Genomic DNA, 22,227 nt, shown 5'->3' with positions numbered 1-22,227 from the left:
CGGACCTTCCGCGTTCGGACCACCTTCACCAGGCCGGCCCGTTCGAGCAGCCGTACGTGGTAGCTGGCGCCCGCCCGGGCCGCACCCGGCGGCCCGCACCCGGCGCCGGGGGGCGCCGGGGCACCGGCCAACCGGCCGGAGTGGCCAACCGGCCGAAGCCGCCGACCGGTCAACCGGCCTGCGGTGGAGGGCAGGTGAGGTCGTGGTCGGGGGCGCGGCCGGCGAGCAGGTAGGACTCGACCACCCGGCGGACGCAGCTGTCGGGCCCCGGGTACTGGCCGTGGTCGCCGTTGCCGGTGACCGTCACCAGCCGGGATCCGCGCAGCGCGCGATGGGCCGAGCGGGCGGCCTCGTAGTAGGTGGCCGGGTCGTGGACGGAGTTGAGCATCAGGGTGGGCGGCAGGCCCGCTCCGGTCACCCGCACCCGCACCCGGGGCGCGGACGGCGGCGGCCACGAGGCGCAGACGGCGGCGAAGGCCAGCGTTCGGGCGCCCGCCAGCGGCCGGCGGGCGGTGAACTCGGCGCCCCGCGCGACCCAGGTGTCCAGATCGCGGGTCCAGGGCGTGTCGTTGCAGGTCACCGCGAAGTACTCGGCGAGGAACTCCGGGCTCAGGTACTGGTCGAAGACCAGCCGCGCCGTCGCCCGGGCGGTCGGGCTCGCGCTGGGCCAGTCGTCCAGCGCGGTGAGGGCGGTGGCCAGCCCGGGGAAGCCGTCGCTCGCCCGGTAGACGGCCTGGATGGTCCCGTTGTCCAGCTGGTTGGGGCCGACGGTCAGGGAGCCGTCGACGAGCGGGCTGTCGTGCAGGGCCGCGCGCCGCTGCTCCCAGTGGGCCTTTGCCTCGGCGACGGTGACGCCGTAGTGGTACGTGCTGTCCCGGGCCGCGAGCCAGGGCAGGAAGTCCTCCTCGAAGCGACGCTGGAAGCTCATCGGCTGCCCCAGCTGGAACCGCTCCCAGCTGCCGTCGAAGCCGACGTTGCTGTCCAGGACCATCCGCTCGACCCGCCGCGGGAAGAGCGTCGCGTAGTAGGCGCCGATCATGGTGGCGTAGGACGGGCCGTAGTAGCTGATCCGCCGCTCGCCGAGCAGGGCGCGGAAGAGGTCGAGATCGCGGGCGGTCTGCTCGGTCGTCAGGTACGGCAGCAGGCCGCCACTGCGCTGCTCGCAGTCGGCGGCCAGTCGGCGGGAGTTGTCGATCACACGGGCGCGGTCGGCCGGGGAGTCGTCGCGGAAGTCTCCGGAGAAGAAGGCCCGGAACTCCTCGGGCGTCTGGCAGACCGCCCGGGTGCTGTGGCCGACCCCGCGCTGGTCGAAGCCCACCACGTCGTACGCGGCCCCGACGGCCGGTGCCGCGCGCACGAAGGTGTCCGGGCGCAGCAGCCCCGTGCCGCCGGGCCCGCCGGCGGCCATCAGCAGGGTGCCGCGTCGCTGCGCCGGGTCGCTCGCGCGATGGCGGGACACCGCGACGGACACGTCCGGGCCGCCGTCCGGGTGGTGCCAGTCGCGCGGGACGGCCATCGTGGCGCACTCCAGCGCGGGCGCCTCCGTGCAGGGCTGCCAGGCGAGTTGCTGCTGGGTGTAGCGGGAGGGGACGGCCGGCACGGTGGCGGCGGTCGCCGAGGCGGCGCCGGTGGTGGGCAGGGCGACGGCGGCGAGCAGCGCGGCCGCCACGGCGGCGAGCGGGGCCCGGCGCCGGCGGGTGCTGGACAGGGATGCGTTCACGTCGTCGATCCTGGCCGCCGGCGGCGGCGCGATCGATCCGGCACGCACCCCTTTCCGGGGTGGTGCGGGCGACACCCGCCGAACGGCGGGGCCTGAACGTGCGGGTGCCCGGTGCCGGGGCACCGGGCACTTCCCGAGCCGGGGTGACGGCGGGGCGGGTCAGTAGGCGACGGTGAAGCGGGTGCGGTGGTGGGCCGGGCGCTCGACCTCGTCGAGGAGGGCGACGGCGAGGTCTTCCATGGAGATCGCCGAGACGCCGGCCTCGTCGACCACGAGCTCGTCGCGGCCGAGACGGTAGCGGCCGGTGCGCTCACCGGGTTCGAGCAGCGCGGCGGGGCTGAGGTAGGCCCAGTCGACGTCGGTCGCGGCCCGGTGGAGGGCGAGCTGCTCGCCGCAGGCCAGGGCGATGGGGCGCCAGGCGGCCGGGAAGTCGGGGTCGTCGATGACGGTGGCGCCGTTGCCGCCGGGCAGGATGAGGCTGCCCGCGCCGCCGACGACGAGCAGCCGCACGTCCGTTCCGGCCAGGCCGGCCAGCAGGCCCTTGGTGGCCACCGCCAGTTCGGACTCGCTGCCGAGGGGCGGGCGGGTGGCACTGATCACGACGGACTGGCCGGCGGCGAGGCGGGCGACGTCCTCGGGGTTGCGGGCGTCGCCGGTGGCGATCACGGCGGCGGCCGGGAGCCTGTGCGGCCGGGACGGGTCGCGCAGGACGGCGGTGACCTCGTGGCCACGGGCGAGGGCCTCGGTCACGACCCGGCTGCCGACGTTGCCGGTCGCGCCGAAGACGGTGATGCGCATGGAACTCTCCAGTTTCTCGGATGGTGCTGACGACATGTGGCTTCTGCGGTGCGGGGGTACGGGGGTGCGAGGGGGCGGAGCGGTCAGGTCCGTACGGCGGACTGCTCGGCCGCGGCCACGGCCTCGGGCCCGGTGACCGGCGCCGGGGGTGTCGCGGGGCGGGGCCGCTGGGTCTGGGCGGCGACCAGCGAGCCGAGCACGATCACCGCGCCGAGCCCCTGGACGGGTGAGAGGTCCTGTCCGAGGACGAGCCAGCCGAGGGCGGTGGCCACCACCGGGCTGAGCAGTCCGAGGAAGGTGACGGAGGTCGGCGGCAGCGCACGGATGCCCCGGAACCAGAGCGCGTACGCCACGGCCGCGCCGATCAGGCCGAGGTAGCCGTAGCCGAGCAGGTTGTCGCCGGTGAGGTGGGAGGGCGGCGCGCCCTCCACGATCAGGGCGACGGGCACCAGCAGCAGACCGCCCGCGGTGAGCTGCCACCCGGTGGTGGCGAGCAGCGGGGCCGGCGAGGTCCAGCGCTTGGAGAGGACGACGCCGGTGGCCATCACGACCGCGCCGCCGAGCGCGGCCGCGACCCCGACGGCGTCGAGCTGGGCGTTGGCGCGCAGGACGAGCAGGCTGACGCCGACGATCCCGGCGATGCCGGAGAGGAGGGTGCGCAGCGAGAGCCGGTCGCCGAGCAACCCGGCCGAGAGCCCGGCGGCTATCAGCGGCTGGACAGCGCCGACGGTGGCCGCGACCCCGCCCGGCAGGCGGTAGGCGGCGATGAAGAGCAGGGCGAAGAACGCGCCGATGTTGAGCGCGCCCAGCACCAGTGAGCGCCACCACCAACTGCCCTTGGGCAGCCGGCGGGTGACGGCGATGAGCAGCAGTCCGGCGGGCAGGGCGCGGATCACCCCGGCGAGCAGCGGGCGGCCGGGCGGGAGCAGTTCGGTGGTGACGAGGTAGGTCGAGCCCCAGATGGCGGGGGCCAGGGCGGTCAGCAGCACGATTCCGAGTCGATTCCTTAGCACTAAGCCAATGTATCTCAGTACTAAGGCATCTAGAAAGGGTCGACGACACTCGGCCGTGTGATGTACCTCACTGCTAAGGCATCGCATAGGCTGGAGAGGTGGCAGATCACGTGGACCGGCTGGTGAAGCAGTGGGGCGCGGAGCGTCCCGACCTCGACGTTTCCCCGATGGAGGTGATCGGTCGGCTCAAACGGCTCACCCGCCTGGTGGAGGCCGAGCTCAAGCGGAACTTCGCCGCGCACGACCTGGACGCCCCGTCCTTCGACGTCCTCGCCACCCTGCGCCGCAGCGGTCCGCCCTACCGCCTCACTCCCACCGGGCTGATGCAGTCCGCGATGGTCACCTCCGGCGCCATCAGCCAGCGGCTCGACCGGCTGGAGGCCCGCGGCCTGGTCACCCGCACGGCCAGCGACTCCGACGGCCGCAGCCGGGAGGTCGCCCTCACCCCCGAGGGCTACGCCCTGGTCGACCGTGCGCTCCCCGACCACCTGGTGACCGAGCGCCGACTGCTGGCCGGCCTCGACGAGCCGCAGACGGAGGCCCTGGTCGACGCGCTGCGCACGCTCCTCGCCGCCCTCGGGGACAGTGCGGAGTAGCCCTGTCCGGCCCGTGGCGCCCGGGCCGTCCGGTCACGGGTTGACGCCCACCGCCTTGAAGAAGGTGTAGTGGAAGGTTCCGCCCTCCTCTCCCGCGCGGCGCAGGTCGGCGATGCCCCGGTCGAACGCGGCCGCCGTGGTGAGCCCGGCTGCGAGTGCGTCGGCGCGCACGGACTCGACCATCGCGATGAAGGTCCGCCGGGTGAACCCCTCGACCAACGCCGGGCGGCTGCCGTCCACGGAGACGGTGAGCGGGCGGACGGCGACGTCCCGGAAGCCCGCGCCCGCCAGCAGGGGGTGCAGGCGCCGGCCGAGCAGGGCGTCGCCGCCCGCGGCGGCCTGTAGGTGGACCAGCTGGCCCACGGTCGCCCGGCCGGCGGCGCTGTCCGGGTGGAAGAGGGTCGAACCGTGGTCCCCTTCGATCACCGTGATCGTGCCGCCCGGGCGCAGCACCCGCCGCAGCGCGGTCAGTGCGGCCGACGGGTCCGCCAGGTGCTCCAGTACGAAGCAGACGAAGAGATGGTCGAAGGAGGCGTCGGCGAAGGGCAGTTCGTGCAGGTCCCCGTGGTGCCACGTCACCCGCGCGTCGGGCGCCTGCGCGGCCACCCGGGCGCGGGCCTGGTCGAGCGAGTCGGCCGAGAGGTCGGCGGCCGTCAGCTCCGCCCCGGGGCTGGAGGCCAGCAGGTGGACGGTCTGCGCGCCGACGCCGCAGCCCGCCTCCAGGACCCGGCTGCCCGCCGGATAGGCCGTCCCGGCGTGCAGCAGCTCCGCGAGGGTGTCCGCCTGGTTGCCCAGCCGCCGGGCCTCGGCCGGCGAGTAGCCGTGCACGTAGCCGTGGTCGGAGGCGTTGTCGTCGTGCGCGTTGTCGGTGGCGTCGTGCGCACTCCCGGTGGTGGGGTACGCGCTCCCGGTGGTGCGGTGCGAGCTCCCGGCGGCGTGCGGGGGCCGGGTGCTCGCCGGTGCGGTGGTGGGCACTGCCGTCTCCGTGGCTTCGGCGGACTCGCCGGTGGCGGGAGCTTCCGTGGTCTTCGAGCTCGTCGTGGTCATGGCCCCAGCCTGGCCCGCACAATGGACCGGTGAACAGGTCCAAAGAGACGTCAACTCAGAGGTCCGTAACCGCCGGTGCGGACTTCCTGCAGCTCGCCGCCACTGACGCCCCGCCCGGCCGCCTCGCCCACTGGCTGGCCGACCGCCTGCGGGAGGCCGTCGCGGACGGTCGCCTCCCGGCGGGCAGCCGGCTGCCCGCCACCCGGGTACTGGCCGAGGAGTTGCGGATCTCCCGAGGGGTCGTCACCGAGGCCTACCGGCGCCTCATCGAGGAGGGCCGGCTCGCCGGGCGGGGGCGCGGCGGCACGGTGGTGCTCGACACACCCGTCCCGTCGCCGCCGTCCGGACCGTCCGCACCGCCCGTGCCGCCGGCCTCGGAACCCGCCCTGTTCGAGGCCGCCCCCGTGCCCGCCTCCTTCGACGCGCTGCGCGCCGCCCCCGCCCGGATCGACCTCTCGCCCGGCGTCCCCGACCTCGGCGCCTTCCCCCGCGCCGCCTGGCTCCGCGCCGAGCGCGCCGTCCTCGACGGGCTCGCCGCCCACGAGTTCGGCTACGGCGACCCCCGAGGCAACGCCGCGCTACGCCAGGCCGTCGCCCGGTGGTTGGCCCGCAACCGGGGCATCCGCGCCGACCCCGACGAGGTGCTGATCGTCGCCGGCGCCGCCCAGGCCCTCGCGCTGCTCGGCCAGGTGTTCGGCCGGGCAGACCTCACCGAGGTCGCCGTCGAGGACCCGGGTTCGCTCGGCACCCGGCAGCACCTCGGCCACTGGCTCCGCGCCACGCCGCCCGTCCCGGTCGACGCCGAGGGCATCCGGGTGGACGCCCTGCGCGCCACCGGTGCCCCGGCGGTGCTGCTCACCCCCGCTCACCAGTTCCCGTCCGGTGTGGTGCTGGGCGGCCGGCGCCGCCGCGAACTGCTGCACTGGGCCGGCGAGGGCGGGCTGGTGATCGAGGACGACTACGACGCCGAGCACCGCTACGACCGGCCGCCCGTACCGGCCCTGCGTGCCGTCCTCCCCGAGCAGGTCTGCTACATGGGCAGCGTCTCCAAGCTGCTGGCCCCCGCACTGCGGACGGGCTGGCTGCTCGTCCCACCCCGCTACCGCGAGGACGTCCTCGCGGCCAAGCGCTTCGCCGACCTCGGCAACGCCGTGCTGCCACAGCTCGTGCTGGCCCGGCTGATGGACTCCGGCGAGTTGGAGCGGCACCTGCGCCTGCTGCGCCCACGCCACCGGCGCCGCCGGGACGCGATGATCGCCGCGATCGGCGCGCACCTCCCGGGGGCCGTCGTGCACGGCGCGGCTGCCGGACTGCACCTGATGGTCACCTTCCCGGCCGGCCTCGGCTGCACCGACGCCGAACTCGCCACCGCGGCGCTCGCGCACGGCGTCAAGGTGCAGCCGCTCTCCTGGCACGCCCAGCAACCCCACCCGCCCGGGCTCGTCCTGGGCTACGCGGCCGGCACACCGGGCGAGATCGCGGACGGCGTCGCCGTCCTGGGCCGGCTGCTGCGGCCGTCGGGGTGAGCGGCTGGGCGGCCGGTCTCGTCCAGGGCCTCGTCCCCGTGGTCGGTCCGGTGGCGATGCGGCCTGGGCCGACCGGGGATCGACCGCGGACCGGGCGAGGACCTGCGCGTCGCGCCGGGTCGGGGTAGCGTGGCGCATCGGACGCGGCCGTCACCCGGTCGCGCCCGTCCGTCACCCGTCCGACGCCCGCCCGCTCGCACCCCGTTCTCGGGAGGCCCGATGCCGTCGCTCCGGCGGAGCGCCCACCTGGTACTTCCGGCGCTGCTGCTGACCGCGTCGGCCCTCGCGCCGGCCTGCTCGGCGCAGACCTCCCACCGGCCGCCGTCCGTGACGGAGAGGACGATGCCCATGGTCACCGTCCCCGACCCGCTCGACGGCCTGGACTCCCGGGTGCTCGCCGGCCGGCGGATCGTGTACTCCTACCCGGGCCCGGTCCCGTCACCCGCCGTGCTCCGGGCGATCCGCGAGGGCCGGGCGGCCGGCGTGATCCTGTTCGCCGAGAACGCTCCCGACCAGGCCCAGCTCCATGCGGCGGTCGCCCAGTTGCGGCAGGCGGCCGCCGAGGCGCCGGACCCTCGCCCGTTGCTGCTGATGACCGACCAGGAGGGCGGCCTGGTGCGCCGCCTGCCCGGCCCACCCGAACTCTCCGCCCGCCGCACCGGACTGGCGGCCGATCCGATCGCCGAGGCCGCCCGGTCGGGTGCCGACGCCGGCCGCACCCTCGCGGACGCCGGCCTGAACGTCAACCTCGCCCCCGTCCTCGACGTCTACGACGCCCCGGACAACTTCATCGACCATCACGAGCGTTCCTACGGCCAGGAGCCGGCGTTCGTGGCCCGGTTGGGCAGCGCCTTCCTCACCGCCCAGCAAGGCCTCGGCGTCGCCGCCACCGCGAAGCACTTCCCCGGCCTCGGCTCCGCCGCAGGCGGGCTGAACACGGACGAACGCGCCGTCACCCTCCCCGTCCCGCTCGCCGAGCTCCGTGCCCGCGGCGAGGAGCCCTACCGGGCCGCCATCGCCGCCGGTGTCCGCCTGGTCATGGCCTCCTGGGCCGTCTACCCCGCCCTCGACCCGGACCGCCCCGCCGGCTTCTCCCCGGCCGTGGTCCAGGGCGAACTCCGCGACCGGCTCGGCTTCCGGGGCGTCACCGTCACCGACGCCCTGGAAGCCGGCGCTCTCACCCCCTACGGCGATGCCGGCGCCCGGGCCGTGGCCGCCGCCGGGGCGGGCATGGACCTGCTGCTCTGCTCCGGCCGCGACGCCGAGCAGGGCGAGGCCGCCGCCGCGGCCCTCGCGACCGCGCTCGACACCGGCGGTCTCGACCGCGCGGCCTTCGTCGGCGCCGTCCACCGGATCGACGACCTCCGCGCCACGCTGAGCGGGAGTTGAGAGCCGGCGCGCGGGTCCGTGGCGACCACACCGGCGCCGAAGACCCGGCGCTCGTCGAGGCGGAATCCAGCCGTTCCCGGCCACGGGCAACCCCGGCAGTGGTACCAACGGGGCGGCGGAGAGCAGCAGTCAGAGCGGAGTGGGGCTCAGATTCAGCTCCCGGTGCGGAGGACGACGCCCAGCGACCCGATGCGCTGTACGAAGAAGCAGGTGGCGGCCTGGGTGAAGGTGGCGGTGCCGAGCACCTCCCACCGGTACCGCCTTGCGGCCGGGACCGGCGCCCCGGGAACGGCGGTGGCCGGACGGACCGGTGCCCGGGGCACCCCGGGTGCTCCGGTACTCCGGGTCGACGGTGGGCCCGTCACGGGCGCAGGTACAGTGCCGGATCGGGGTGGTCGACGAAGCCGAGTTCGCGGTAGAGCGGCTCGCCCTCGGGGGAGGCGTAGAGGTCCACCCGGGCCACCTCGCGCTCGCGGAACCAGTCGAGCAGGCCCCGCATGATCGCGCGGCTGTGGCCGCGCCGCCGGTACTCGGGGGCGGTGACCACACCGATGACCAACCCGACCCGGCCGTTGCGCAGATGGGGCCCGGGCAGCCGCTGCTCGACGGAGCCGATGCCGCAGGCGGCGAGGCCGTCCTCGCCGTCCACGACCAGGACCCGCAGGGTGTCCGAGGCCAGTCGGTCCGTCAGGGCCGCGGTGAGCGCGGTCCGCCACCCGTCGTTGGCGGCCGCCGGCTGGAAGTACTCCCCGCCGAGGGTCTCGAACAGGAGGGCCCGGAGACGGACCAGCTCCGTGATGTCGTGCTCCAATGCCTGTCGTACGTCGGGACGGTGTCGCGTGTGATGACTCATGCCGACCAGAGTGATGTCATGGTCTTATGCACCTCAACCCTTACGGCGAGGACGCCGTGAAGCTGGCCGCCGCTCTCGCCAACCACCGCCCGGAGAGCACCGGGGCCGAGTGCACCACGATCTTCGCCGACACCACCCGCACCGGGCGTCAGCGCTCCTGTTCCCAGCGCTGCGCCAACCGTGACGCGGTCCGTCGGCACCGCGCGACCCAGGCCGCCGGCCGCCCCCGGCGAGCGGGTGTCCGGCAGTAAGCAGCGGACAGCAGGAAGTTGGCGGGCACCACCTCGGGCGTCGGGCCGAGGCAGAGATCGCGCCATCGAAGATCGATTTCTGGTCTGTTCATCTTTTCCGGGGCAGATCGTCGCCCAGGCGTTCGAATCACCTGTCAGGGTAGAGGCATGCCACATGTGAAATGTCACATGTGAGGTACGACGATGTCTTGACGAAACGGAGAGTCCGATGAACCGATTCGCTCTGCTCGCTGCGGGGGTCGCCGGCGCGGCGACGCTGCTGGCCGTCCCGGCCCAGGCCGGTGCCGCCACCACGACCACCACCACGACCACCACCACCTGCGGCGCCTCCGGGCTGCAGGCGGGCCTGATGACCAAGGTCTGCGCCGAGGTCACCGGTGACAGCGTGCAGCTGTACGGGCAGGTCAGCCTGGCCGGTCCGCCGAGCCCGGGCGGTCCGGCCCCGGAGACCAAGGAGCTGCTGACCGGGCTCTCGGGCCAGGTCGTGGGCGGCGCTTCGCTCGGCTCGTCGAACGGGCGCACCCTGTTCACCGCCAGCACCGTGCAGGTCCGTGGCGTCGGTGGCACGGTGCCCTGCGGGTCCACCGTCCACGGCAGCTTCAGCGTGGCGTACTACCCGTGGAACCCGGCTCCGGTGACCGTGGACGTCGTCGTCGCCTGTTAGTCGCCGCGTTCTGGAGCGGTCGGGCCCGGGGGTGGTACGAACCCCCGGGCCCGACCCGTGTCCGGAGCCCGGTGGTGGTGTCCGGGACGATGACGACTTGAAGAATTCTTCATCTGCCATGATGATGCTTCCCGGCCCCGGCGGCCGACGGGACCACCCGCACCGTGCCGGGCGAGCACGGCCGCGCGGGGCGGCACCACCGAGCACCAGGGAGCGATCGGACGATGGCGGTCCCGCTGTACCAGGCCAAGGCGGAGTTCTTCCGCACCCTCGGGCACCCCGTCCGGATCCGGGTGCTGGAACTGCTCCAGGACGGGCCGCGACCGGTGCGCGAGCTGCTGGCCGCGATCGAGATCGAGCCGTCCAACCTCTCCCAGCAGCTCGCGGTGCTGCGTCGCACCCGGCTGGTCACGGCCACCCGCGAGGGCAACACCGTGGTGTACGCGCTGAGCACGCCGGACGTCGCCGAACTGCTGCGCGCCGCCCGGCGCATCCTCACCGACCTGATCACCGACCAGGGCGCGCTGCTCACGGAGCTGCGGGGGCCGGGCGCCCCCGACGGCCCCGGCCCCCGCGCCGAGCGGGTGAAGGGCGGATGAGCGCCGGCCGGCCGGCCGCCGCCCGGCAGTCCGATCACCCACCCGCCCCCCGACCGAAGGAGCACCCGGCCATGGCCAGCGGCACCAGCGACGAGAAGAGCAGGCGCAAGGCCATGCTGATCCGCGCGGGCATCTACATCTTCGCCACGCACCTGTTCGCCGGGTTCGTGCTCCTACTGTTCACCCTCGGCGACCGTCACTGAGGTAGCGGTGGCTGGTGCTGGTCCACGCGTAGACGCCGTCGACCAGCTCCCGGGTGCCGTCCAGGTACCAGCCGCCGGACGGGTGGCGACGCAGCAGGTGGCGGCGGAGCGCCGCGCTCTCCTCCCGCAGGCGCGCGACCCGGGCACGGACCGACAGCACCGCCTGGCGGCGGGTGCAGCCGCGCACGCGCTGGAGGGTCAGCACGGTGTTGAAGGCGGCGGCCGGCTGGCGCTCCTCCCGCTCCAGCGAGTACAGGTCGTTGATCAGCGTCGCGGTGTCGGCCGTGTGCGCGCGCAGGCGGTGGAGTTCGGGCTCGGCGTGCAGCCGGGCGGGCGCGTCGGCGTCGTGGACCCGTTCCAGTATGTTCATGAACGGGTAGAGGCAACTGGCATGGCGGCGCAGCCGCATCGCCGCGGCCAGGTCCGGGGAGGTGCCCCGGGACCGGTGGGCCGACTCGGCGAGGAAGGTGTCCAGGCAGGCCCGCCACTCGGCGGCGCTCCGCGCGCGCCAGGCCGGCGACATGCCGTCCTGCTGGCGCAGCCACAACTCCCGCCAGGTGTGGAGGAGTCGGTCGTCGTCGGGGGCGGCTGCGGGGTCGGCGCCGGTGAGGACGGCGAGCAGCGGGTCGACGACGGCGCGGGCCCGCTCCGGGTGGCGGCCGGGCGGCCCGTCGAAGCGGTCGTCGAGGATGGTGAACCAGCCCAGGACGTCGACGAGCAGGTCGAGTTCGGCGCCGCGGGCCCGGGGGTAGGCGTGGCCGATCAGCTCGGGGAGCGCGTAGGCCTGGTAACGCGGCAGGTCGGACGGGGTGAGCAGGCCGTGGCCGACCACCCAGGCGGCGTGCCGGGCGGTGGCCGCGCGCAGTTCGCCCGGCCGGCGCAGGCCGGTGGGGCCGGGCGGCCGGGCGGACGGGTCGGTGGGGGGAGCCGGCCGGGGGAGGGTCGTGATCCGGACACCCGGGAGCCGGGTGGTGGCACTGCCCGAGGTCGCCGCGCCGGCGCGCCGGCCCGGCCGTTCGAATCGCGCCTGGCGGCCCGGACGGTCCTGGCGGTCGGCGGGCCGCTCGGCCGGGTGGCGCGGTGGGCCGTCGCCGCGCGGGGCGAGGCGGACACGCAGGCCCTGGGCCTGGACGGTGGTCCAGACCACCTCGCGAGCCCGGGTCCCCGTCACCGCCGTCGGCCGCCAGCGGCGCAGGATCGCGGCGGCGGCCACGATCAGCTCCGCCCAGGCGAACGCCTCGCCGATGCACTTGTGCTTGCCCGCGCCGAACGGCAGGAACGCCTGCCGCCCGAGGGTCGCCGCCGCGCCGCCCTCGCGCCAGCGGCCCGGGTGGAATCGCAGCGGCTCCGGGTGGAGCAGCGGGTCGCGGTGCAGCGCGGTGAGGCTGTACAGCAGCTCGGTGCCGGCCGGGATGCGGTACCGGCCGAGTTCGACCGGTACGCGCGCCGTCCGCATCAGGAAGGCGTTCGGCGCGTGCAGCCGGACCACCTCCTGGGTGACGCTGCGGGTGTACGTGAGCCGGGCGAGTGCCTCGGGGGTGGGGACGGTGCCCGCCGGGAGGTGCTCGTCCAGCTCCGCCAGGACGCGGGCCTCCACCCGCGGGTGGCGCAGCAGCTCGTCGATCAGCCAGGTGAGCGTGGTGGAGACGGTCTCGGTGCCCGCGCCGAACATGGTGATCGCTTCGGAGCGCACGTCCGCCTCGGTGAGCGGCCGGCCGGTGGCGGGGTCGACGGCGGCGCGCAGCAGCGTGGGCAGGGTGCGGTCCGGGGCGCCGGAGGCCCGGCCGCCGCCTGCGGAACCGCCGAACGGACAGCCGCCCTCGGGTGAACCCCCGGACCGGGCACCGCCGTTGACGGCCTGGTCGACGACCTGGTTCAGCACCCGGACGGCGGCGTCGAAGCGCCGGTTGACCGGCAGCGGAAGCCGGGCGAGCGCCGGGTGCGGGTACAGCGACTGGACGATCTGGCCCTTCACCATGTCGGGCAGCGCCCGGTGGAAGGCGAGCGTGGCGTCCTCGCTCAGCCGGGCGTCGAACAGCGTGCGGGTGACGATCTCCAGCGCGAGGTGGTTCATCTCCTTGGCGACGTCCAGGACTTGGCCCGCCCGCCAGCTGCCGGCCCGCACCTCCGCGACCTGGTGCATCACCGCGAGGTACTCGCCCGTGCGCTCCGGGCCGAAGGCGGGCTGGATGATCCGGCGGCGGTCGCGGTGCGCCTGCCCCTCGGACATCAGCAGGCCGTCGCCGAACGCCGTCTTCAGGGTGTCCTGGACGGCGCCGCGCGGGCAGTCGTGCGCGAGCGCGACCAGCAGGGTGTGCACCAGGCCGGCGTCGGTGACGACGCAGACGGTGCGCGGCCCGAGCCGGATCCGCACCACGCCGCCGTGCCGGGAGAGCGAGCCGAGGAAGCCGAGCGGGTCCCGCAGCAGCGCGGGGGCGTGGCCGAGGCCGGGCAGGGCGCCGGGCGCGAGCGGGGGAGGGCCCGAGGGGGTTCTCCGTGGGGTGTTTCTGGAGGGAACGGTGGTTCTACGCGTCTCGGTCGTCAGGACCATGACATCACCTCTCACCGATGGACCGGCGCGGCGGCACCGCCGGAGTCGTCGCCGCGACCGGGGGGACCGAGGGCTCCGCCGGCGCGGACCCCCGCGCGCACCACTGCGAGAAGGCACACGCCATGGGAAACGCGCCGGTCCGGTGGGGCGTTGCGCCGTACCCCGGCGGATCACTCCATCGGTGGAGCGCACGGGGGACCGGCGTGAGCCTTCGCGGGCGCGGGCGCGCGGAACCGGACCGATCCGGCCGTCCGGGCCCGCGAGGGGTGGTACCCCGCCTTGCCTCCCGGACAAGGTCTTTCGGCCCTCGGCCGGAAGGGTCCGGCCGGTCCAGCATGGTCCGGACCCGAGGAGGACCCTGATGACCCGTCCGCGCCACCGCCCGGCCTCCGACGTGCGGGTGGAGATACGCGGCGAACCGCCCCGCGCGGACGCACCTGCCGGCCGTTCGTCTGCCACGCCGACCCCGTCGATGCGCGCGGCCGGTTGCCCCACCGCCGTTACGACGGTCGCTACGGCTTGATCACGCCGGTAGCGGAGGCCCGTGGAGGGGCAGGTATGGAACAGCGCCGCACCGCACCGCACGAGTGACGAGCAGACGAGCACCCGACCGACCGGCACACCCCCTAGCGCAAGACGGGAACTGGGACCATGGACTGTGAAGAAGTCATGCTGACCGTCCGGATCTCCGCGGCCGAGCGGGCCCTGCTGCGCGAACTGGCGCGCGGCCACGGCAGTGACGTGTCGGAGGTCGCGGTGGACGGCCTGCTGGACGTCATCCCCGCCCTGGACGGCGACGCGGGCGTGCTGGGCCTGCTCCGCGTCCTCGCCCGGCCCGCGCCCTGCGCCGTCACCCTCTGGCTGCCCGTGCCGGTCGCGGACCTCCTCCCACTGGTCGGTGAGCGGGTCACCCGTGCCGCCGGGCTGCGGGTCGCCCCCGCCAGCATCGCGCTCGCCGCCGGGCTGCGCCTCTGGCTGGCGGGCGACCCGGACCGGTTGGCGGCCTCCCTCGCCACCATGCACGCGCAGGGCGCCCGGCGGTACGGCGCCGGGAGCCTGGACGTCGCGGCCTGAGCGGCCCCAGGCCCCGGGCCCCGGGTGCGGGGAGGCCCTCGGTACGAGCCGGCCCCCGGTACGGGCCGGTCCTCAGTACGGGCCGGTCAGTTCGGCCAGCTGCGGGAACCGGGCGATCGCCGCGGTGACGGTCGGCGGGGCCGACCGGCGGGGGCGCAGGGTGGCGAGGGCCACGGCGGGCGCGGTCAGTCGGGCGGCGGGTGCGGCGAGGGAGAAGACGTCGAAGTAGGCCGCCGAGACGGCGGGGTCGGTGAGGGCCGCGCGCAGCAGCCGCTCGGTGTACCAGCGGGCGAACCGGGTGGCGGGCCGACGGGCGGGCGGTCCGTTCGACCGGACACCCGGGTAGCCGCGGTCCTGGTCCTCGGCCATGCTCCAGGGGGCGTCGACGGCCCGGGCGATCCGCTGCTGGACGGCGGCGCTGACGTGCGAGTGGAGGCCCTCGGCGTCGAGGGCGGTCCGGATGGCGACGGCGCACTGGGCGGCGACCGCCATGCCGTGCCCGTACACCGGGTTGAGGGCGGCCAGCGCGTCGCCGGTGGCGGCGAAGCCCGCCGGGGTGCCGTTCCCGTAGCAGCGGCGGCGGTTCAGGGTGCCATGGCAGGTGCGGATCGGACCGATGGGACGGGCGGTGCGGGCGAGGTCGTGGACGACCGGGTGGGGGAGGCCCTTCAGGAAGGTGTGGAACTCGGCGTCGGCGCGGGACGGTTCGCCCGCCCGGGTGCCGGACAGGGTGATGATCCAGCGGTCGTTCTCGATGGGGACGACGGTGGCGCCCCGTCCGGGCGTGCGTCGGCCCCGGGGCGGGCACGATACTCACCACCGGGAAGCCCTGGTTGCCGCACGGCGCGTCGAACAGGCGGGCGGCGTAGGTGAGTCCGGCGTCCACGGTGACCTCGCGCGGACCTGCGGAGCCCAGCGCGCGAAGCCAGCGCGGGGCCTGGGAACGGCGGCCGGTCGCGTCCACCACCAGGTCGGCCGGGAGGCTCTCGCGCGAGCCGTCCGGGTTCTCGACCAGCGCCCCGCGGACCTGGGCCGCGTCGCCGGTCAGACCGAGGACGGAGGTGCCCTCGCGGATCGTGACGGCGGTGCGGCCGCGCAGCCGCAGCCGGACGGTGTGGTCGAGCAGGTGCCGGCTGCAGGCGATCAGGTAGGCGGAGGACTCGAAGGCCTGGAGCCAGCCCGGGCTCAGGCGCATCAGCAGACCGGAGGGGATCGACCGGCGGTGCGCTCCGGCGGCGAGCAACGCGTCGACGGTGCCCGGGAGGAGGGCGTCCAGGGCGTCGGCGCCCCCGCCGAGCAGGATGTGGCTGAAGTCGCCCTGTGGCAGCAGCCCCCGGCGTGGAAGCGGGCCGTCGGGGAGGGGGTCCTGTTCGACGACGGTGACGTGGCGGGCGTGCGGGGCGAGGGCCGCGGCGGCCAGGAGCCCCGCCAGGCCGCCGCCGAGCACGACGGCGGTGCTCACCGCGCCCTGGCGGCGCGGTCGGGGGCTCGGTCGTGGGTCGGGTGCGGCCGCACCGGGCCCGGCGGTAGGCGGACGGGGCCGCCGTGCTGGGACGGGGAGCGGTGGGTGGTCGGCGGGTCGCGCGGGGAACGCCACCGGGTGGCTCACGAGCGGGCACGCGCCGGGCGGCCGGGTGATCATCGAGGTGCCTCCGTGCGGTGGCGGGCGGTGGTGACCGTCCGGGGACGAGCGCGTGGGTGGAGCGGATCGGCCCGCGACGGAACAACCGGACCGGGGGCGCCGCCTCCGAGTTGCCCATTCTGCTCAGCGGGCGCGAATGTTCAAAGGGCAACCATCGTTCTTTCCCTCGCACGGGTGACCACGGGGCCCGGACGGTCACCGGCCAGGGCAGCGGCCGGACCGGTGCGACCGTCGGACCGGTCCGGTCCGGGTCTTTCGTGTACCGGCGACCGATCGGCCGGGCTGGTCCGACTGCCGCTCCGCGTCGGTCCGTTCCGCGCGTCGGACGGTCGGTCCGGCGGCGGTGCCGAGCCGTTCACCGGTCGTCCGAGGCGGTGTCGCAGATGTGCGCGAATTTCGAAAGGAGGTTTCTGTTATCCCGTCCGGTCGGGTCCGCTCTCCCAGGTGTCGGAAGGTCCGGCCGCCGCGTCGTGCGGCGGGCGGGCCGTCGTACCGAGGAGAGGAGACGAACGCGATGGGACACCGGAGCAGCGAGCACCGGAGTACGGACCGCCGGCGCCGGCGCGGCGGGTCAGGACGCCGGACGGCGCTCCTGGCCGCGGCGGTGGTGGCCGGGCTGGTCGCGGGCGCGCTGGGGATCCAGACCGCGCTCGAACCGGCAGCGGACCGCACCGCGGCGGCGGCGGTGGGCAGTTCGGCCGACCGGGCGGAGGCGGGCACGGCCGGACTGGTCACCGAGGACGGCGGGCCGGGGGAGACCGGTACCGCCGAGGGGGCGACCAGGGCGCCCGCCCCGCAGCAGGAGAAGAAGGCCGCGCCGCTGCGCGAGATACCCAAGGACCAGCCGGAGCGCGGCCTGGTCTACGCCGGTCTGACCCTGCCGGCCGGCGACCGCTGCGCCGGCTCGCTGGAGGTGCCCGGCGGGGAGCTGTGCAGCCACGGCCCGGACGCGCCGCCCAAGGACGTGGACATCCGCAAGGACGTCCCGCCGGTGGCCGCCGCGGCCGCCCAGGCGCCGGTGCTCACCCCGGCGCCGGACGCCCAGCCACCCTCCGTCGCCGATCTGTTGAAGGGTGCGGCGCCGGTCCTGGACGCGGGGCAGAAGGCCCTCCTGGGTGACGCCGGAGCCGCCGCCGGCGCGCCGGCCCCCCAGCCGGCCGCGGCGGCCGGTGGCCCCGCAGTCGTCTGCGAGGGGGACGGCACTGCCGGCAACCGGGTCCAGGTGGTGTACGTCCACGCCCCCGGCAACGACCGGTTCGCCCAGTACCTGGCGTCGTTCAAGAAGTGGGCCGCGGACGTCGACGTCATCTACAACGCCAGTGCCCAGGAGACCGGCGGCGTGCGGCACGTCCGCTTCGTCACCGAACCCGACTGCACCGCCTCGGTGTTGAACGTGCAGGTCTCGGACTCCGAGATCCAGGACTTCAACGCGAGCAACCGCGCCCTGGCCGCGCAGGGGTTCAACCGCAAGGACCGCAAGTACATGATGTTCACCGATGCCAAGGTCTACTGCGGCATCGGCACCTTCGCGGGCGACGAGCGGCCCGGACAGGACAACCAGAGCAACTTCGGCCCCTCGTACGGCCGGACCGACTCCGGTTGCTGGGGCGGTCACACGGCGGCCCACGAACTCGGCCACAACCTGGGCGCGGTGAGCAACAGCGCGCCCAACTCGAGCAAGGGTGGCCACTGCGTCGACGAGTGGGACCTGATGTGCTACTCGGACACCCCGTACTACCCGGCGATGAAGACGGTCTGTCCGGACAACGCCAGTGACGCCCGGCTCGACTGCCGCCACGACGACTACTACAACACCGCTCCCGCGGCCGGAAGTTACCTGGCCACGCACTGGAACGTCGCCAACAACCGCTTCCTGATCGCGGGCGGCGGCACCGGCCCGAACCCCAACCCGAGCCCCACGGCCACCGCGACGGCCTCGCCGACCCGCACCGCCACGCCGAGCCCGACCGCTACGCCGAGCCCGACCGCCACGCCGACCGGGACGCCGACGCCGACCGGGAGCCCGACGGCGACCACGACCCCGTCGCCCACCGGCTCGCCGACCCGGACCGCCTCGCCCACGCCCTCCCCGACCGCCACCCCCACCGCCGGAACCACCGGTCCTGATGTGACGGCCAGTCAGATCACCCAGAACTCGGCCATGTTGAGCTGGCCGGCCGTCCAGTCGGCGGCCGGATACGACGTGCTGCTGAACGGCCAGACCATCGGCACCGTCCGCTCCACCGTCGTCGGCCTCGTCCGGCTGGCGCCCGCCACGTCGTACAGCGTCGCCGTCGCCGTCCGGGACGGCGCGGGCGCCGTCTCCAAGCCCGGCCGCGCCGCGACCATCCGCACCCTCGCCGACGGTGGCCAGCCGCAGCCCGGCAGCCGCTACACGCTGGTGAACGGGCTGACCGGCCAGGCCGCCGACCTCTGGGGCAGCTCGCTGAACGACGGCACGGTGGCCATCGCCTACCAGCGCACCGGCTACGCCAACCAGAAGTGGAGCTTCGAGGACGCCGGTTCGGGTGCCGTGCGGATCAAGTCCGCCCGCTCGGACAAGTGCCTCCAGCTCGGCGGTGACCCGGTGGCCGGCCAGTACCTCGCGCAGCAGCCCTGCTCCGGCGCGGCCGCGCAGAAGTGGCGGCTCACCCCGTCCGGCGGCGGGTACACCCTGAGCGCCGACGGTTCGACCCTGGTCCTGGGTGTCAGCAACCGCTGGTACTACGGTGGCTGGCTGCTCGAACTGCAGAAGCCCAACGGCCAGGCCTACCAGTCCTGGACCCTGCAGAAGACCAGCTGACGGCGGTCGCTCCCGCCTGATCCGTTCGTGCCACCCGTCCGGGTGCGGCCGTCGCCCAGCTGCGGCGGCCGCACCCGGCCACCCCCCCGAGGAAGCCCCACCATGCGCACCCGATCGTTCGCCGCCGCCCTCGCCATCGCCGGGGCGGTCGTCCTCGTACCCGCCGTGGTGCCCGCCGCCGCCCACGGCGACACCGTCCACCTGGAGGTCACCGGCCAGGACAACGGGCACATCACCACCGTCGCCACCTGGGAGAACGACCACGACCCCGTCACCGAGGAGTTCGCCGGGACGCTCGCCGCGACCTCCGCCGACGGTCGCTCGGCCGGCCCCTGGCGCCTGGTCGCCGTCCCCGGCCACCCGGGGTCGTACACCACCCGGGAGACGCTGCCGGCCGGCCACTGGCGGATCACCGTCGACTGCGCGTTCCCCTCCCTCGGGCACGGCGAGCGCGAACTCGACGTCGAGGCGGCGGCCATCTCCGACCCGCCCCTGCCCACGCCCACCGGCGCGCCGACGGCCGGGCCGACGGCGGAGCCCACCGCCGGGCCGACGGCCGGGCCCACCGCGGGGCCCACCGGCACCTCCGGGCCCGTACCCGCGGCGACGTCCGCGTCGTCCGGGCCGACGTCCCCGGCCGTGTCCGGCTCCGCCGGACCGGTCGTCAGCTCGGCGGGGAGCACCGCCGAGGACACCGGCTCGTCGACGGCCACCTGGGCGGCCGTCGCCACCGCCGTCGTCGCCGTCGTCCTGGTCGCCGCCGGCTTCGGGCTCCGCCGCCGGGCCCGTCGCCGCTGACCCGCCGTCGCCGGCCCGCCGCCGCCGACCCGCCGCCGCCGACCCGCCGGCCGGTGGATCCGCGGCTCGGTGGAACCACGGCTTCCGCATCGCCGTCCCCACTGTTGCCGGACGCCACCGGGGCGTGCGACGAGGAAAGGGAGCGTTCGCGTATGAAGAAGGTCCTGATCACCGGTGGTGCGGGATACATCGGCAGCACCGTCGCCTCCGCGCTGCTCGACCAGGGCATCACGCCCGTCGTCCTGGACGACCTCTCCAAGGGCCGGCCGGAGTTCGTCGAGGGCCGCGTCTTCTACCGGGGGGACATCGCCGACGCCGCCCTGCTGGACCGCATCTTCGCCGAACACCCCGACATCGGCGCCACCCTGCACTGCGCGGCGCGGATCGTGGTGCCCGAGTCGGTCGCCAGGCCGCTGTTCTACTACCGGGAGAACGTCGCCAAGACCGTCGAGCTGCTGGAGGGCCTCCAGCGCAACGGCTGTACCCGGGTCGTCTTCAGCAGTTCCGGCTCCATCTACGCGCCCACCCCGGACGCCCGGGTCGACGAGAGCTGCCCGGTCGCCGCGAACAGCCCCTACGCGCGGACCAAGCAGCTGATGGAACAGGTCCTCCAGGACTGGACCAGGGGCGACGGCGCCGAGGCCGTCCGCGTCATCGCACTGCGCTACTTCAACCCGGTCGGCGCCGACCCCGAGCTGCGCACCGGGCTGCAGGACCTCAACCCCACCCACGCGCTCGGCAAGCTGATCGAGGCCCATGCCGCCGGCGTGCCGTTCACCGTCACCGGTGTGGACTGGGCGACCCGGGACGGCTCCGGCATCCGGGACTACATCCACGTGCAGGACGTCGCCGAGGCCCATGTCGCGGCGCTCACCCGGTTCGACGAGGTCGTCGAGCCCGCGGCCGACGACCGCTTCCGGGTGATCAACATCGGCACCGGCGAGGGCACCACCGTCCGCGAGCTGATCGCGGCCTTCGAGGCGGCCGTCGGTGCCGAACTCGACGTCCGGGAGGCGGACCCCCGCCCCGGCGACGTGATCGGCTGCTACGCCGCCGTCGACACCGCCCGCGAACTGCTCGGCTGGACGGCACGGCGCACGATCGAGGAAGCCGTCGCCGACGCCCTCGCCTGGCGCGCCAAGTGGACGGCCCACCTCGCCGCGGCCTGATCCCGCTTCAAGAACTCCCGCCCACGGGCCCGCGCGTCTCCCCGCGCGGGCCCGTCGTGCGGACCGGGCCCACCGCGCCGACCGGGCGCGCGGGCCCGTCGTGCTGCTGCGGTCACCGGGCCGCCGGGCCCCCACGCGCCCGGCGGCCGGCCCGGCCGGAACCGGAGAGCGGCCCGCCACGTCTTCCCGCGGAGCCGACGGGCGGTCACGTACCGCGCTGTACTCCCGGTTGCCGCTCGCGCCGCTCGGCGACTCGGCCCCCCGGCAGCGGCCCGGGCCCAGGTGGCGGCCGAGGTGTCGGTCGGCGGCCGGGCGGTTCGGCTGACGGCCGTGCACACCTACTACCCGCTGGGTGACGCCCGGCGCTGGTCCGCGGACTTCGAGGGTCTGCGGGCGGCGGCCGAGGGCAACACCCGCAATGCCGTCCTCCTGGGCGACTTCAACGCGACCCTCGATCACGCGCCGATGCGCGACCTGCTCGCGACCGGTCTGACGGGCACGCACGCGGAGGTGGGCCGGGGCGGTTCACCCACCTGGCCGGACGACAACGCGGACTTCCCCCACCTGCCGCCGGTGATCCAGATCGACCACGTCCTTCATGGGGAAGCCTTGACCGCGGTCGCGGTGTCCGAGCGCCGGGTTCCGGGTACGGATCACGGTGCGGTGGTGGCCGAACTCGCCGTGACGGGCTGAGCCGTTCGGCCGCTGCGGGCTGCCCCGCGCCGGCCGTCGACCCGGCTCCGACTGGCCGGCCGCCCGTCGGGTACCTCGTGGGACGCGGTGTCACGGTGGTCACTTCGATCACCGAAATGATCACGATCATCACCCGATCGTGTTCGGCATGACGTAGAGTCTGAGTCGGCATGGACAGGCCAGGAGAGGGTGCGTCCGAGTGCGTCCTACCGGCGGGGGCCGGGGGGCGAGGGCCCGCAGGGCGGGCACGGTCGGGCCCGTCCTGGGTGTCGCACAGCGGGTGAGGCTGCGGGCCGAGGGGGGTGAGATGCGTCGTGCGGGTCGAGTCACGCGTCGCGGTGGGTCGCGACACGTCTGAACGGGTGCGGCGGCGAGACGGACTGTTCCACGATGTGGCCAGTCCTTTCCAACGCCTCGTTGTTCTGGGCATGCTCGTGGGAGACCGCCGGCGAGGTGTCGTCCTCGCCGGTCACCGTGGTCGGGGTCGCCGTCTCGGCCCCGGTCGCTCCGCGGCGTTCCAGGACGCCCACGGGGAAAGCCACTTACGGATCGGATGGTGCTTGCTGCCCGACTTCTCGCGGGTGACCGGCGACGGCTCGGTCGTCGTGTCCTCGTTCCCCCGTCTCCCCCCGCGGATCTCGTCCGACGGTCGGGAAACTGTTCAGAGCCCTGTCGACGCCGTGGTCGCACCCGTCACATCGTGACCGGGTCGGGCTCTTCCGGCTCGTCGGCCGTGTACCGCCGCGTACTCGGCGGCCGGCGCTCCTTCTCGCAGTGGTCAATCTCGCGTCAGCGCCCCGGGTGGCACCGGCAGGTCCTCTCCGGAGCCGAACACCGG

Annotated in this window: 19 protein-coding genes and 2 pseudogenes; 12 read left to right on the top strand and 9 right to left on the bottom strand. The window is 75.0% G+C overall.

What is annotated here, in order from left to right; genetic code table 11:
• Window positions 1-169: 169 nt before the first annotated feature.
• The 3 genes from AB0J08_RS07805 to AB0J08_RS07795 form a co-directional block, all read right to left on the bottom strand.
• The gene (locus AB0J08_RS07805; protein WP_360628585.1) at window positions 170-1,720 is read right to left on the bottom strand and encodes an alpha/beta hydrolase; all 1,551 of its coding nucleotides are present in this window, start codon (window positions 1,718-1,720) and stop codon (window positions 170-172) included.
• A gap of 159 nt (window positions 1,721-1,879) precedes the next feature.
• Window positions 1,880-2,518 carry an NAD(P)H-binding protein gene (locus tag AB0J08_RS07800; RefSeq protein WP_360628582.1) on the bottom strand — a complete coding sequence of 213 codons (639 nt, stop codon included), beginning with the start codon at window positions 2,516-2,518 and terminating at the stop codon, window positions 1,880-1,882.
• Window positions 2,519-2,601: 83 nt separating this feature from the next.
• The gene (locus AB0J08_RS07795) at window positions 2,602-3,531 is read right to left on the bottom strand and encodes an EamA family transporter (protein ID WP_360628579.1); all 930 of its coding nucleotides are present in this window, start codon (window positions 3,529-3,531) and stop codon (window positions 2,602-2,604) included.
• A gap of 98 nt (window positions 3,532-3,629) precedes the next feature.
• Between AB0J08_RS07795 and AB0J08_RS07790 the strand changes: the two genes are divergently transcribed.
• Entirely contained in the window at window positions 3,630-4,127 is a 498-nt protein-coding gene (locus AB0J08_RS07790) for a MarR family transcriptional regulator (protein WP_360628576.1), read from the top strand.
• 33 nt (window positions 4,128-4,160) lie between these two features.
• On the opposite strand, the gene AB0J08_RS07785 is transcribed toward AB0J08_RS07790, so the two are convergent.
• Window positions 4,161-5,174: a methyltransferase domain-containing protein gene (locus AB0J08_RS07785; RefSeq protein WP_360628573.1), complete on the bottom strand. Its 1,014-nt coding sequence runs from the start codon at window positions 5,172-5,174 to the stop codon at window positions 4,161-4,163.
• A gap of 29 nt (window positions 5,175-5,203) precedes the next feature.
• On the opposite strand from AB0J08_RS07785, the gene AB0J08_RS07780 reads away from it, so the two are divergent.
• Together AB0J08_RS07780 and AB0J08_RS07775 are read left to right on the top strand one after the other, a co-directional pair.
• Entirely contained in the window at window positions 5,204-6,700 is a 1,497-nt protein-coding gene (locus AB0J08_RS07780; protein WP_360628570.1) for a PLP-dependent aminotransferase family protein, read from the top strand.
• Window positions 6,701-6,919: 219 nt separating this feature from the next.
• Entirely contained in the window at window positions 6,920-8,089 is a 1,170-nt protein-coding gene (locus tag AB0J08_RS07775) for a glycoside hydrolase family 3 N-terminal domain-containing protein (RefSeq protein WP_360628567.1), read from the top strand.
• 361 nt (window positions 8,090-8,450) lie between these two features.
• Here AB0J08_RS07775 and AB0J08_RS07770 read toward each other — a convergent pair whose 3' ends face one another.
• Window positions 8,451-8,942, bottom strand: a complete 492-nt coding sequence (locus tag AB0J08_RS07770) for a GNAT family N-acetyltransferase (RefSeq protein ID WP_360628564.1) — start codon at window positions 8,940-8,942, stop codon at window positions 8,451-8,453.
• Between the two features lie 26 nt (window positions 8,943-8,968).
• Between AB0J08_RS07770 and AB0J08_RS07765 the strand changes: the two genes are divergently transcribed.
• The 4 genes from AB0J08_RS07765 to AB0J08_RS07750 all read left to right on the top strand — a co-directional run bounded on the left by AB0J08_RS07765 (window position 8,969) and on the right by AB0J08_RS07750 (window position 10,659).
• Window positions 8,969-9,193, top strand: coding sequence for a CGNR zinc finger domain-containing protein (locus tag AB0J08_RS07765; protein WP_360628561.1), 225 nt, complete (start codon window positions 8,969-8,971; stop codon window positions 9,191-9,193).
• Window positions 9,194-9,401: 208 nt separating this feature from the next.
• Entirely contained in the window at window positions 9,402-9,857 is a 456-nt protein-coding gene (locus tag AB0J08_RS07760; protein WP_360628558.1) for a hypothetical protein, read from the top strand.
• Window positions 9,858-10,081: 224 nt separating this feature from the next.
• Window positions 10,082-10,456: a metalloregulator ArsR/SmtB family transcription factor gene (locus AB0J08_RS07755; RefSeq protein WP_360628555.1), complete on the top strand. Its 375-nt coding sequence runs from the start codon at window positions 10,082-10,084 to the stop codon at window positions 10,454-10,456.
• 71 nt (window positions 10,457-10,527) lie between these two features.
• Window positions 10,528-10,659, top strand: coding sequence for a DUF6126 family protein (locus tag AB0J08_RS07750; protein ID WP_360628552.1), 132 nt, complete (start codon window positions 10,528-10,530; stop codon window positions 10,657-10,659).
• Here AB0J08_RS07750 and AB0J08_RS07745 read toward each other — a convergent pair.
• On the bottom strand, window positions 10,637-13,210 hold the full coding sequence (locus AB0J08_RS07745; protein WP_360628549.1) for a cytochrome P450: 2,574 nt from the start codon (window positions 13,208-13,210) through the stop codon (window positions 10,637-10,639). The two genes, AB0J08_RS07750 and AB0J08_RS07745, sit on opposite strands and share 23 nt — an antisense overlap.
• A 651-nt stretch (window positions 13,211-13,861) precedes the next feature.
• On the opposite strand from AB0J08_RS07745, the gene AB0J08_RS07740 reads away from it, so the two are divergent.
• Window positions 13,862-14,284, top strand: a complete 423-nt coding sequence (locus tag AB0J08_RS07740; protein ID WP_360628546.1) for a hypothetical protein — start codon at window positions 13,862-13,864, stop codon at window positions 14,282-14,284.
• A 72-nt stretch (window positions 14,285-14,356) separates the two neighbouring features.
• Here the strand turns inward: AB0J08_RS07740 and AB0J08_RS07735 are convergent, their stop codons facing one another.
• A complete protein-coding gene (locus tag AB0J08_RS07735; protein WP_360628543.1) occupies window positions 14,357-14,776 on the bottom strand; it encodes a hypothetical protein in 420 nt (139 codons plus the stop codon).
• Window positions 14,777-15,656: 880 nt separating this feature from the next.
• Window positions 15,657-15,926: pseudogene (locus tag AB0J08_RS07730) on the bottom strand (hypothetical protein); the annotation flags it as partial.
• A 514-nt stretch (window positions 15,927-16,440) separates the two neighbouring features.
• On the opposite strand from AB0J08_RS07730, the gene AB0J08_RS07725 reads away from it, so the two are divergent.
• The 4 genes and pseudogenes from AB0J08_RS07725 to AB0J08_RS07710 form a co-directional block, all read left to right on the top strand.
• The gene (locus AB0J08_RS07725; RefSeq protein ID WP_360628540.1) at window positions 16,441-18,729 is read left to right on the top strand and encodes an RICIN domain-containing protein; all 2,289 of its coding nucleotides are present in this window, start codon (window positions 16,441-16,443) and stop codon (window positions 18,727-18,729) included.
• Between the two features lie 102 nt (window positions 18,730-18,831).
• Entirely contained in the window at window positions 18,832-19,527 is a 696-nt protein-coding gene (locus AB0J08_RS07720) for a hypothetical protein (RefSeq protein ID WP_360628537.1), read from the top strand.
• Window positions 19,528-19,679: 152 nt separating this feature from the next.
• On the top strand, window positions 19,680-20,696 hold the full coding sequence (galE, locus tag AB0J08_RS07715; RefSeq protein ID WP_360628534.1) for a UDP-glucose 4-epimerase GalE: 1,017 nt from the start codon (window positions 19,680-19,682) through the stop codon (window positions 20,694-20,696).
• A gap of 258 nt (window positions 20,697-20,954) precedes the next feature.
• Window positions 20,955-21,389 (top strand): annotated as a pseudogene (locus tag AB0J08_RS07710) (endonuclease/exonuclease/phosphatase family protein); the annotation flags it as partial.
• A 326-nt stretch (window positions 21,390-21,715) separates the two neighbouring features.
• Here AB0J08_RS07710 and AB0J08_RS07705 read toward each other — a convergent pair.
• Window positions 21,716-21,931, bottom strand: coding sequence for a hypothetical protein (locus tag AB0J08_RS07705; protein WP_360628531.1), 216 nt, complete (start codon window positions 21,929-21,931; stop codon window positions 21,716-21,718).
• Window positions 21,932-22,227 lie beyond the last annotated feature (296 nt).

Origin of the sequence: Kitasatospora sp. NPDC050463, assembly GCF_040655255.1 — a bacterium.
Taxonomy (GTDB): Bacteria; Actinomycetota; Actinomycetes; order Streptomycetales; family Streptomycetaceae; genus Kitasatospora.
This window is presented reverse-complemented; position numbering and strand designations above follow the sequence as displayed.